Annotated in this window: 11 protein-coding genes; 1 reads left to right on the forward strand and 10 read right to left on the reverse strand. The window is 46.9% G+C overall.

All coding sequences use genetic code 11. The annotated features are described in order from the left end of the window. The coding region (locus AC4E7D_RS05485; RefSeq protein WP_490172807.1) for a carboxypeptidase-like regulatory domain-containing protein at nucleotides 1-497 on the reverse strand (497 nt) is incomplete at its 3' end. Between the two features lie 122 nt (nucleotides 498-619). On the opposite strand from AC4E7D_RS05485, the gene AC4E7D_RS05490 reads away from it, so the two are divergent. Further along, nucleotides 620-1,675, forward strand: a complete 1,056-nt coding sequence (locus tag AC4E7D_RS05490) for an endonuclease/exonuclease/phosphatase family protein (RefSeq protein WP_490172808.1) — start codon at nucleotides 620-622, stop codon at nucleotides 1,673-1,675. A gap of 50 nt (nucleotides 1,676-1,725) precedes the next feature. Here AC4E7D_RS05490 and AC4E7D_RS05495 read toward each other — a convergent pair whose 3' ends face one another. The 9 genes from AC4E7D_RS05495 to hppD all read right to left on the reverse strand — a co-directional run. After that, entirely contained in the window at nucleotides 1,726-2,280 is a 555-nt protein-coding gene (locus tag AC4E7D_RS05495; protein WP_490172809.1) for an REP-associated tyrosine transposase, read from the reverse strand. Nucleotides 2,281-2,398: 118 nt separating this feature from the next. Further along, entirely contained in the window at nucleotides 2,399-2,989 is a 591-nt protein-coding gene (locus AC4E7D_RS05500) for a 3-keto-disaccharide hydrolase (RefSeq protein ID WP_490172810.1), read from the reverse strand. Between the two features lie 11 nt (nucleotides 2,990-3,000). Beyond that, entirely contained in the window at nucleotides 3,001-3,438 is a 438-nt protein-coding gene (locus AC4E7D_RS05505; protein ID WP_490172811.1) for a hypothetical protein, read from the reverse strand. A gap of 90 nt (nucleotides 3,439-3,528) precedes the next feature. After that, complete coding sequence (locus AC4E7D_RS05510; RefSeq protein ID WP_490172812.1) at nucleotides 3,529-6,768, reverse strand: TonB-dependent receptor; 3,240 nt, start codon at nucleotides 6,766-6,768, stop codon at nucleotides 3,529-3,531. A gap of 169 nt (nucleotides 6,769-6,937) precedes the next feature. Further along, nucleotides 6,938-8,575, reverse strand: a complete 1,638-nt coding sequence (pgi, locus tag AC4E7D_RS05515; protein WP_490172813.1) for a glucose-6-phosphate isomerase — start codon at nucleotides 8,573-8,575, stop codon at nucleotides 6,938-6,940. A 1-nt stretch (nucleotide 8,576) separates the two neighbouring features. Further along, complete coding sequence (locus tag AC4E7D_RS05520) at nucleotides 8,577-9,848, reverse strand: peptidoglycan DD-metalloendopeptidase family protein (protein WP_490172814.1); 1,272 nt, start codon at nucleotides 9,846-9,848, stop codon at nucleotides 8,577-8,579. A gap of 2 nt (nucleotides 9,849-9,850) precedes the next feature. Continuing rightward, nucleotides 9,851-10,819, reverse strand: coding sequence for a tryptophan 2,3-dioxygenase family protein (locus AC4E7D_RS05525; RefSeq protein WP_490172815.1), 969 nt, complete (start codon nucleotides 10,817-10,819; stop codon nucleotides 9,851-9,853). Between the two features lies 1 nt (nucleotide 10,820). After that, the gene (locus AC4E7D_RS05530; RefSeq protein WP_490172816.1) at nucleotides 10,821-11,624 is read right to left on the reverse strand and encodes a DUF3108 domain-containing protein; all 804 of its coding nucleotides are present in this window, start codon (nucleotides 11,622-11,624) and stop codon (nucleotides 10,821-10,823) included. 311 nt (nucleotides 11,625-11,935) lie between these two features. After that, nucleotides 11,936-12,636: 4-hydroxyphenylpyruvate dioxygenase (gene hppD / locus AC4E7D_RS05535; protein WP_490172817.1), on the reverse strand; the 701-nt coding region annotated here is incomplete at its 5' end.

Genomic DNA, 12,636 nt, shown 5'->3' on the forward strand with positions numbered 1-12,636 from the left:
TAAAATACCTGGGAAAAATCAAAAGCAGCCCTGTTGAGAAAAATGTCCCTTGATCCCCGTAAAAATCCTATAACCTCTGACATTCCTTCATCATCTTCAAGATCAGTATCAGATAAAACCAGAAGGACATCTCGTTTCTCAACAGGGTTTATTCTGCTTAATGCGACCTCTCCCAAAACAATAATAGCTTCTTTTGGATCTAAAGGGATTCGCAATGGATCATAGCCCTCCTGATCCAAAAGAAGCAGGCATTCTTTCTGACAGTCAATAGCAATTTCAAAGTACCCATCGGGACCTGAGAATGCAGTGTTTTCATGCCCTTCGAGTGTAATGGCTACCCCTGGCAGGGGATCCCGGTTACCAGCATCTATCACATAACCCCTTACAACGATACCTTGTGCTAAAGCCCCTGCCGTAAATATTAAGAAGTATATGAGCAACAACTTCCGTTCCCATTGGCTCCTTTTCTTTCCGCTTTTATGTATGAATTTACCCATCTGCTTAGCCCGCCTGCTACCGACATTTCATCTGTACAGGGAGCCAAAACTATTTGCTGTTCTTGCACGAACCTTTCAGCATGGAGAAATAGTTTTATTCCTCTTTATTAAAAGAACACGGTATGCACTTAAAGCGCTATTATTTCATGATGGGACTACTACTCCCCCTGACGGTGTTGAGTTTTCAAGATGCCCGAAACTCCAGGTATCAGGTTCGCACGGTCGCCTTCTATAATCTTGAGAACCTTTTTGACACGGTAAACGACAGCCTCACCCATGACGATGACAGAACAGCTGATGGCCGGGATCACTGGACGCTGGAAAAATACCGGGATAAAATCGCCAAGCTTGCCCGGGTTCTTGCTCTTATCGGAAGCAAAGTCCGGAAGGATTCCCCTGATCTTATAGGTCTCTGTGAACTGGAAAACCTGAGCGTGCTGCAGGACCTTGTGACTCATGAGCATCTGTTGCCTAATGACTATGGGGTTATTCATTTCGATTCGCCTGATGAACGGGGTATTGATGTAGCCCTGCTCTATCGAAAGTCTTGCTTTGTCCCCTTTTCAATAAAAAGCCAGCGGCTGATCCTTCGTGACATTGACGGGTATAGGGATTATACCCGGGACCTATTAATCGTAGGGGGCATGTTGGAGGATATGGAAATCGCAATCCTGGTCAACCACTGGCCTTCAAGGAGCGGAGGGGAGCTACAAAGCCGGCCTTATCGAATAGCTGCCGCCCAGCTTAATAGGCATGTTATTGATTCCCTGAAAAAGGAGCATCCCAATATCGGGCTGCTCCTCATGGGTGATTTCAATGACAACCCTGCAGATATCAGCCTGAGGAAAGTGCTTGGGACAAAGGGGGAGCGCAAAGCCCTTGAAGCGTCAGCATTGTATAATCCTATGGAAAAGCTTTACAGTAAAGGTGTAGGTTCCCTTGGCTATAGGGACCAATGGCATTTGTTCGATCAGATATTGGTTTCACTGGAGTTGGTTGCTCCCAACCGGGGTACCTATAAATTCTGGAAGGCCGGGGTATTCAATCCTCCCTTTTTAACTACTCAGGAGGGTCCGTATAAAGGATATCCCTTCCGCACCTATGCTTCCGGGCGTTATCAGGGTGGGTACAGCGACCATTTCCCGGTCTATGCATATTTGATCAGGAAGGTGGAATAGATGCAAGACGCAGCTAGCTCGGATTTAAAATCCGAGCTAGCTGCTATATGTCATATCATGCGGATGACTTCAATATCTAAAAGTCCTCTCATATCAGCATAATTCCTCGCACTACTAAAAGGATAATCAGTAGTGTAATTAACAATCTGCGCAACCACGGGATTATTATGAATGTAGTTAATTTTCTGCCTGATAAACCAGTTGGAATAAGCTACTTCGGCATGATAGCCATTTTGCCATACTTTATACTGTTGGTTTCTTGCCAGGTGCGAGCAGGCTTTTTTAAAATGGGCTAACATCCATTCTTGTCTACTCTCCGGATAGTCTAATATTCCTTTAATTATTTGCTTTGAAGTGAATTTTTTAAAGTCTCTAATTATATCGCACAATATGCTCCCTTCTTTTCCTTTGCACAATAAATGAATGTGATTTGACATAATACAAAAAGCATAGATTACTAGACCTTTATTTTTTTGACAAAACAATAAACTATCTATTAGCATGTGTTTTTGACGAACTCTGGTAAACACATCAATCCATCCAACTGTGGTAATTGTTATAAAGTAAGTGGTGTCAGATTGGGTGGCTTGGTACTTATCGGACATCTTTTTAACAACAAAATACGAGCCCCTCGAGCATGTTCTTTGCAGTATTCAATAAAACAGATAGCTCGGATTTAAAATCCGAGCTATCTGTCTGAAATCCGCGTTATCTATTTCTTAATTACTCGGGGACTATGAGTTTGATATTACGCCATTTCACCCGGATACCGCCCCCATCGTGGATCTGCAGGGCAATAGCACCTTCCCCCTGTCCGATCTTCTCATCGGTAAGGCTTACCATTTCTACGCCGTTCAGCCAGGAGGTGAGCTGGTCGCCCATCACCCTGATTTTTAAGGTATTCCATTCGCCTTCTTTCAGGACGCTTTCTTTATCTGCATCGGGTTTGATCAGCCAACCCCGGCCGTAGGATTCATAGACCCCACCGGTATGCTTTCCCGGGGGGGCTACCTCTACCTGCCAGCCGTTTACCTTTGTCCCTTCCACAGTTGACCTGATAAAGACCCCACTATTACCATCGGCCTCCTGCAGGAAGTCCAGGCTGATCTCAAAATCTTTATAATAAGCATCCGTGGCCAGGTAGCCATACCCTTTATCCGGGCCGCTTTCCGAAATGAGCAGGCCATCCTCCACGTACCACTTCTCGGTCCCGTAAATGGTCCACCCTTCCAGGTTTTCCCCGTTAAACAACTGCACCTCCTGTGCAAACGCCATGCTTGTGAACAGGCCAAGCAGCCCTACCAAATATTTCATCTTTTACAGTTTTAGTTTAACCATTGTCCCCAGGGGATCCTGGAGAGTATGAGCAAAAGCCCGATCCCGTAGAACAGGGCTATGCTTTTGAATTTTTTCCTGCCCTCCATGAATTTCTTATGACGCGACCAGCCGATAGTAATCAGGACGATCGCAATAATATTGATAAACGGGTGCTCCACCGCCAGCAGGCGTGCGGGTGCATTTAAATTCCCCATGCCTACGATCTGAAGTGCCTTTAACCCACTGGTAGATACAAACCACAGGATAAGACCGAGGATCAGCTGCAGGTGGGACAGGATAAGCGCAAAGAGACTTAACCGAAAGTCCTTATGTAGGGTAAACATTTTGTTTCCGGCCAAGCCAGCAATGGCATTCACCACGGCGAGGATAAGTACCAGCAGCACTACATAGGCCAGATAGGAATGGACGTTTTGCAATATTTCCATAATATGTGTTTTACAGCTTTAAATGTAGCCATTTAGAACGAAAAAACCCTGATGATCACATCAGGGTTTTCTCTATAGGTCGGTTAGTAATTAGTTGAAAATGTATCGCAGACCTATCTGGGCTTGCCACCTTGAGGAAGCAAATCCAAAGTCATCCAATTCCACAATGTTAGGTGTACCGTCAGGATTTACAACCCCGTCGTTCACTTCGAAGGCAGGAGTAGATCCGGTTGAAACGGTGGTCAAAGGCGCCACTTCGCTTCTGATGAACCTTCTTTTACCCCAATCCTTGTTGATGAAATTGGTAAAGTTGAACATATCCGCTGAGAGCTGGAAGGTGTGTTTCTTCCCACCCCAGTCCAGGCTGAAGTCTTGCAGGATCTTAAGGTCAACCACGTGGCTCCAGATTCCCCGGGAAGCGTTACGCTCAGCGTATTTTCCACGGTTCTCTTTCAGATAATCGATGCTTTCAATGAAGGTGTTCAAACGCTCCCACTCAGCTGCAGGATCATCTCCCACGAGTACGATCTCATCAGAAGAAGCCGGGATGTAAATCAGGGCATTATCCCTGGAATCATCGTTCAGCAGGTCACGTCCTTCCCTGTAGATAAAGCTGTAAGGCCGGCTTTGGTAGCCTTCGTAGAACAGGCCAAAGGTCGTTTTTACATTGTCATTCCAGCGCAGCTCGTAAGATACGTTGGCGGTTACCCTGTTCCCCAAAGCAAAATCAGATCGGGTTACAGGCAACCTGGAGTTCTTACCATTAACGGTCTGGATGTTCCTCCACTGTGAACTGTTTTGGGAAGACGTACCATCAAATACCTTGTAAGAATCACCAAAGGTCCAGGCAACCTGACCTGCAAAACCATTGTCGTAAGGCTTACGCAATGAGAAAGTGGTGTTTGTGGCATATCCTCCTCCGGTGTTGGAAGCAAGGATCACACGGCCATAGGTGTCGTCAATTTCGGCCCTCCTGTCATAGAAGAAACGAGTATCAGCACCTTCGTAGGCTCCTGTAGGTCCTCCCAAGTTGAGGTTCTCATAGTAAATATCGGTGATAACGTCAGTGTAAAGGAAGTCAGCAGAGGCAACCAGTCCCCATAGAGGAAGCTTTTGGTCTACTGCGATATTGTACTTCACAACCTGTGGCAATTTAAAGTCCTTGGCAATCAGGTCCACGTTACCTCCGGTTCCGCCAGAACCAGGAGCAGGATCTTCAAACTGGTTATTTACGTTGGGCTCAAAAGGCTGTCCGAATTCGAACATAAAGCCACCGGTAACACCGTTGTTGTTATAGGTTCCACCAGGCCATACCAAAGGCAGACGAGAAGTAAATACTCCAATACCACCGCGTACCTGTGTTGTACCTTCTCCATTAACATCCCAGTTAAAGCCCAAACGAGGGGCAAACAGGGCAGTAGGATCAATACTTTGTCCTACGCGGGCCCCCTGCAGGTCTTTCCCGGCAGCTTCCAGTAATGGAATTGTCCTCTCGTTGAAGTCTTCGTTTTCGATACCATCACTCCAGTAAGGAATGTCGATACGAGCACCAAGAGTTACCCGGAAATCGTCTGTCATCTGTACTTCGTCCTGAATATAGAATCCAGCCTGGAAAGTATCGAACTCAGAGGCACCGGCAGACTCATCTCCTACCGTACCATTACCGATCAAGGAGTATCCGTGCTGGTATACGTCAGCGTCTTGTCCGGTTAGGAACTGGTTCAGACCTGAAGAGATCAGGTTACCAGAGGTATCAAACTGGTCTTCAAAGGTGTAATCCCCATAGTTGAAGGCAAAGAACAGGTTCTTCACCTTGGCAAATTCGAGGTTGGCCCCCAGGGTTACGGTATGGCGACCTGCGTAGATCTCGAAGTTGTTCGTAAGGGTGAATACATCCTGATCCAAAAGGTTGGCAGTAGAGAAAGGCTCAGCTCCAAAAGAGAGAGTTCCTCCACCATCCTGAATGTCTATAGTTGGGAAAGGCTCACCAGCCGGATCCCTGTCGTCACGTACGCGGGTGTACCCCAGTACGAAGTTGTTGGCAAAATTATCTCCAAAACGTGAGTTCAGTTCCAGTGCCAGGGAATTGGTTTTGGACACGAAAGCCTCTGAACCGTTGATGAAACCAATAAATCGGTTTCCGGAGTTCCGTGCTTCCAGGTTGTCTGCGTCTGTATATCCGTATCGCAGGCTCAACTTGTGGTCCTGGTTGATGTTCCAGTCCAGCTTAGCCGTAATCCTGTTACTTTCGAGCGTTCTTGTATTGTTATCAAAGATCCCCGGATCGTAGCCATAATTGCTTACCAGGAAGCTGCGCAGCCCCTCAAGGTCAGCAAGGCTCGACCTACCGGTATAGTTGCTGAAGTTAAACGGTTGGGGTGTTTCGTCATCCTGACGTTCGTAGTTGAGGAAAAAGAACAATTTGTCCTTAACAATAGGACCTCCAACACGCACCCCATAGGTAAGGGCACTGAACTCAGCGAGTTTTTCGCGCTCTTCTCCATCTCCTACCAGGCTTGGAGGGGTCTTGCCTGCAAGGCTTTCGTTTCGTACGAAAGAGTAGGCAGATCCTTCCCAGTTGTTAGATCCGGAACGTGAAATGGCGTTGATGGATCCCCCGGAGAAACCTGACTGACGAACATCAAAAGGTGCAATGTTGATCTGGAAGGTTTCGATCGCATCCACAGAAAGTGGGTTTACACCGGTTTGTCCACCGTTAGTACCAGAACCAGCCAAACCAAATACATCGTTGTTTACCGCACCGTCAATATAGATGGCGTTGTAGCGGTTGTTTTGTCCGGCTAAGGAGATACTAAATCCATCGTTACCTTCTGTCACCTGAGCCTGGGGCGTCAGACGCACAAAGTCAGCAATGGAACGCGAAGCGGCAGGTACTGTTGCAACTTCCCGCTGCGAAATGGTGGTTTCTGTACCTGTCTTGCTGGCCCCGAAAATTCCCGTTCCCGTTGCGGTAACTACTACTTCCTGCAGCGCAGTCGCCGATTCAGAAAGCGTGGAATTGAATTGCGAGGTCCTACCCAGGGTAAGGAAAATGTTTTCTCTTACATCTTCATTGAATCCCAGATAAGAAAAGGTAATACGGAAGGGTCCCCCGGCACGCATACCGGAAATACGATAGTAGCCATCGAAATCGGTAGCTGCCCCGTACGTAGAGCCCGTTGGTACGTGAACTGCAACAACGGTAGCTCCCCCAAGGGGTTCCCCGTTGTCGTCGGTCACCTGTCCACTGATCGCGGAAGTAGTAACCCCCTGCGAAAATGCAATAGCCGTACAAAAGACTGCCACTACTGCTAAGTAAAACTTCTTCATTTTGAGTGTTATTTAGTGTTTAAAAATGCAATGCAAAAGTGGGGGATTCTTAACATATCTTTATTAAGCTAATGTTAAATCGGGACCCTAAATTTAACACTAACTTAGCACTTAGAAAAGCAAAACCGCAAGTAATTACAACCTGTTGGTTTTCAGAATTTTAGGCAGTCTATTTTTTGAAGGATCTCAGGAGGTTTTCGGTGGAACTGTCATGGGGGGAAATAGAAGGAGAATTCAGGTCCTCCAGCACCCTGGATGCCAGCTGTTTTCCAAGCTCCACACCCCACTGGTCATAACTGTAAATATTCCAGAGGACGCCCTGAACAAAAATCCTGTGTTCATAAAGGGAAATAAGTGCCCCAAGGCTTGCCGGAGTGAGCTTATCTATAAGAATGGTAGTCGTGGGTTTGTTGCCCTCGAATACTTTAAAGGGGGTAAGGCGTTGCTGATCCGCTTGGGAAACTCCCCTGGCGTCAAATTCAGCTCTTACCTCTGCCTCTGTTTTCCCATTCATAAGGGCCTCGGTCTGGGCAAAGAAATTGGCCATTAGTTTGTTATGGTGGTCGGTATCCCCATGCAGGGATTCCTTGAAGCCGATAAAATCCGCTGGGATAAGCTTGGTACCCTGATGGATCAACTGAAAAAAGGCATGCTGGGAATTGGTTCCGGGTTCACCCCAGATAATGGTCCCGGTCTGGTATCCCACCGGCTTGCCGCTTCGGTCAACACTTTTCCCGTTACTTTCCATGATCCCCTGCTGCAAATAGGCAGAGAAACGGCTCAGGTACTGCGTATAGGGAATGATGGCCTCGGTTTCGGCCTTGTAAAAGTTATTGTACCATAAGGTGAGTAAGCCGGCAATGACCGGTATGTTCTCAGCAAAGGGTGTTTCCCGGAAATGCCGGTCCATTTTGTAAGCCCCGTTAAGGAGGGCTTCGAAATTTTCATAGCCCACGGCCAGGGCAATACTCAGGCCTACTGCGCTCCACAGGGAAAACCTTCCCCCTACCCAATCCCACATGGGGAAAACATTGTCCGCATCAATACCAAATTCCGCTATCTTCACCTTATTGGTAGATACGGCAGCAAAATGTTTTGCAATATCGGCCTGGGTGGCATGGTTGAGGAACCAGTTTTTAATAGTGGTGGCATTGGAAAGGGTCTCCTGTGTGGTAAAGGTTTTAGACACCACAACGAAGAGGGTGGTTTCCGGGTCCAGGGTTTTCAGGACCTCATGCACGTGGTCACCGTCCACATTGCTCACGAAGTGAACATCCAGGTGGTTGCTGTAATACTTAAGGGCTTCTGTAACCATGGCCGGACCCAGGTCTGATCCCCCGATGCCGATATTTACCACGGTGGTGAACGCTTTACCGGTATATCCTTTTTTTTGCCCACTGATGACAGCCTCAGCAAAGGCTTTGATCTTTTTCTTGACCTCCTGTACTTCAGGAACCACGTCAGTACCATCAACTATTACCGAACCTGTCGATGGGGTTCTGAGGGCGGTATGCAGCACGGCCCTGCCTTCGGTTTGGTTGATCAGGTCGCCCCCAAAATACTTTTCAATAGCCCCTTTTAGGTCCATCTCTTCTGCCAGGGACAATAGGAGTTGCATCGTTTCCTGGTTGATACGGTTTTTGGAGTAGTCCACCAGGAAGTCCTTCCATTGCAGCGTAAAGCGGGAAGCCCGTTCCGGGTCCTCCGCAAATAGGGTTTTGAGATGTTGTTGGTGCTGTTGGTTGTAGTGGTTGGCCAGGCGTTTCCAGGCCTGGGTAGTGGTTGGATCAATACTCTTTAGCGGCATGTCAGGGATTGGAAGTTAGCAGTTGTTCATCAGCAGTATAGGGGATGCAATCCAGTTGCTCCTTTATAGGATTGATATACTCAAAATATTTGGGACGCAAGGTTTCGGCAAGGGGTTCTGCAGCCGGTAGATCCTCTCTTAGCGGATCTACCTGTCGCCCGTTTTTCCAGAAACGGTAACATACATGGGGGCCTCCGGTATTCCCGGTCATGCCTATCCATCCAATAACATCCCCCTGTTTCACGAACTCACCGCGTTTCACCTTCTGGGCCCTCATATGAAGGTACTGGGTACTGTAGGTGCTGTTGTGCCTTATTTTTACATACTTTCCATTGCCCCCTTTTCGGGTGGATTCCGTAACTACACCATCCGCAGTTGCAAGAATAGGAGTTCCGATGGGTGCCGCATAGTCCGTTCCCCGGTGCGGCCTTACCCGATAGCCGTAATACTTGATCCGGCGCCTCAGGTTATATCGTGAGGATAAGCGGCCAAACTTAAGGGGTGCCCTTAAAAAAGTCCTCCTGAGGTTGTTGGCCTCTTCATCAAAATAGTCAACCACGTTTTTCAGGGAATCCGACTCATAGGCAAAAGCATATATGGGCGTTCCTCTATGTTCAAAATAGGCTGCCTTGATGTTTCCGGCGCCAGCGTATACCGAATCATTGATGTAAAGTTCATCATAGATGACCTTAAATTTATCCCCGGCATCCAGTTTAAAGAAATCTATGGTCCAGGCATAGACCTCGGAAAGTTCGTTCACCATCAGGTAGTCGATCCCCTCCTTGACCACTACATCAGACAGGTTCCCCCCTGGAGGGATGACCCCGGAAGCCTCGCGTTCCCTTCGTGTAATTTCCTTGCGCTTTTTATAGGCATTTACAGAATCCCGGAAATCGATGACCGTATAGTTGATCAGGTCGTTCTCATAGATAAAGACCTCAGGACGGGAGATGGAATCTTTGGATTTAAGCAACATATAGGGCCTGCCCACACGGATCCTTCTGATATCAAAGGTGTCCCGGAACCTCTTGGCAAGTACCTCTACCTTGTTATAATCGATGTTGTTATCCAACATAAGTGCCCCAAAGCTGTCCCCGTTACGGACTGTGTCACGAATTACTTCAAAACCGTCCAGTTCAAACCCAAAGGCCATCTCCGGAGGGAGGATTTCTGCCTCAGTCACCTCTTCAGGTAGTGTATCTGTCTTTTTTTCGTCTTTACAGGAAACAAAAATGAGCAATGCGAAAAGTAAAGTGCCCCAGAATCTATGCATTGTCAGCTGTTGATTTTTTCTGGGTTAAAGATATGGTCTACCCATTCTTTCCCCCAATTATTTAACTCTAGTTTTGAAAACAGTTCCGGAAAAAACACAACTTTCTGGAAACTTGGCGGCAGGTAGGCCTTCCAGTTTGTACCCCCTGTAGCTTCGATCGGTGCATCTTCGCGATTCAGATAGCGATGTGCCGATCCCAGGTGTACCAGGGGCCAGTTAATGTTTGCGTTGACATCCATTGTTTTTAACGCGGTGATCAAGGCTTTATTATTCCTGCTTTCTTCCGGTAATTTCAGGTATTTATGATAAATGGTATTCCCTTTGACCTGTTTGGCGATCCTGATAAATCTGGGGGTGTAGCGATATTCGAATTGCTTGAGGGTCAGGGTCTTCTCCCCGGTGACTGCATCCGTGGCCCCTTTTTTCCAATAAATATGTTCATACAACTCTTCAATGGGGGTATCCGGGGAAAACTGATCCCGTTCGTCCCAGGCCACAAGGTGTTCCAGTGGGGTGGCGTAAATCTCGATCATGCGGTATTGCGCAGACTGAAAGCCACTTGATGGTAACAATGCCATCCGGTACTTCAGGAATTGTTCTTTTTCCATCCCCCGGACCATGATGCCAAATGACGAGATCAGGGCTTTGTAATAACTGTTGATCCGTCTCAGTCGCTCAATGAAGAAATCCACCCGCTGAGAGGTGTCGTCCACGATTTGCTTCTGCTCGTGAAGGATGAGCTTAAAGTAAAGTTCCGTGATCTGGTGGTAGAGGATGAAGATCTCCTCGTCAGGAAAATGCGTCCTCGGCACCTGCAGGCTCAATAAGGTATCGAGGTGGATATAATCCCAATAGGTAAGGTAGCGTTGGTAAAGTAAACCGTCCAGATAAGAGCTGAGGTCCTGGCCCGAATCCTTGTATTTCTCTTCGAGTTTTGAGATTTGGGATTCGATGCGCTCTTTGTCTTTCATATTAGCGGCGGTCCATGATAATTTTAAACTGGTTCTTCAGCCCGTTGTAGCCATCCAAATCGGCTTTGATGGACCCAACAATCAGATCGGCCTTGATCCTGATGGGGATTTTGTTACGGTCGTTGGATACCCAGAGCGACAAACTTTCCTGCTCTTTGAATACCCTGCCCGACTGCACATAGGGGCGGAACTTAAGGCATTCCACCTTACCGTATTTGGTCCTCAGGACCTCTTTCCCCAGATATTTCAGTTTGAATGGAAAAATCCCGTCGTCATCATACAACATGTTCAATTCCAGGGATTTTCCAACTTCCAGGTCCTCAAATTCGTACTTGTTCCTCAGGTAATAAAAGCCCGAGATAAGGTCCTGGAGGTTATCCTCGATGGCAAAATTAAACTTTTTCTTGTTCTTTTTATCATTCAGAACTGCCAGATCCTCGGTATAGTCAAAATTGATCTCGATATCCTTGGTGTATCCTCCCTCGCTTATTTTGCGGATAAAGCGGTAGGGCTTTCCGTCTTTTTTGTCGAAATAACTTTCATAGGTATCATCTACCTTGAAAAATAAACTGGCGAAACCTGTTGTTTTTCCTTTCCCCACCACATGGTACACAGGGATGTCATCAATACTATCGTTGAGGATATGCAACGTAGCGTAGCTGGCATTCAGAAAACCGTAATGGATCCTGAATTTCAGCCATTCGCCCGTTTTAAAAGCCGACTCATTCTCGGTAAAAGCGCTGCCATTCTGGCCAAAAAGGCCGGCAGAAAGCAGGAACATCAGTATGTAAAGGGCATTTTTCATAGCATTGCCGGGCAAAAATATCAAATTAATACCCTATTTATAAAGGTTTTACAATAGCATAAACAAAATTTGTTCCAATCTATTGCATAAAAAAGCCCCGACAGAGCTGTCAGGGCTTTCCTAAATAACCAACCAAACTTTAAATTATGAAAAACCAATACTTAAAGTAATAAGGGAACCACCCCTTATATGCACGCAATTTAATACAAGCCTCCTATACTGTACAGGCTTTTAACGTACTTTAACGAGGCCCTTAACAATACTTTACCGTTCTGGGGTTGAATTTTAGAAATTCTTAAGAACAATCCCTGTTATAAGGTGCCCCGGGACGCCTGTTCGCGCTCAATGGACTCGAAAAGCGCTTTAAAATTCCCTTTTCCAAAAGATTTTGCACCTTTCCTCTGAATGATCTCGATGAACATGGTAGGCCGGTCCAAAATAGGCTTGGTAAAAATCTGAAGCAGATAGCCCTCGTCATCCCTGTCAACCAGGATTCCCAGATCGCGCAAGGGTACCAGGTCTTCGTCTATTTCTCCTACCCGGTCCAATACTTCTTCGTAATAGGTTGCAGGGACGGTGAGAAACTCAACACCGCGGTTCCGGAGTTCGGTAACGGTTTCAATGATGTTGTCCGTAGCCAATGCCATATGCTGTACTCCCGCGCCATTGTAAAATTCTATGTACTCCTCGATCTGTGATTTCTTCCTTCCTTCTGCCGGTTCATTGATAGGAAACTTGATCCGGCCGTTCCCATTGCTCATCACCTTGCTCATCAGGGCGGTGTATTCTGTTGAAATGTCCTTATCGTCAAAGGAAACCAGCTGGGCAAATCCCATCACCTTGGCATAGAATTCACACCATTTGTTCATTTCGTTCCACCCCACATTGCCCACCATGTGGTCAATGTATTTCAGGCCGGTATCCGAGACCTTGTAAAAAGGCTTCCACTCACGATAACCGGGTAGAAAGGGGCCCTTATATTTACTCCTCTCCACAAAAACATGCACCGTTT

The organism is Lentiprolixibacter sp., from assembly GCF_982873095.1.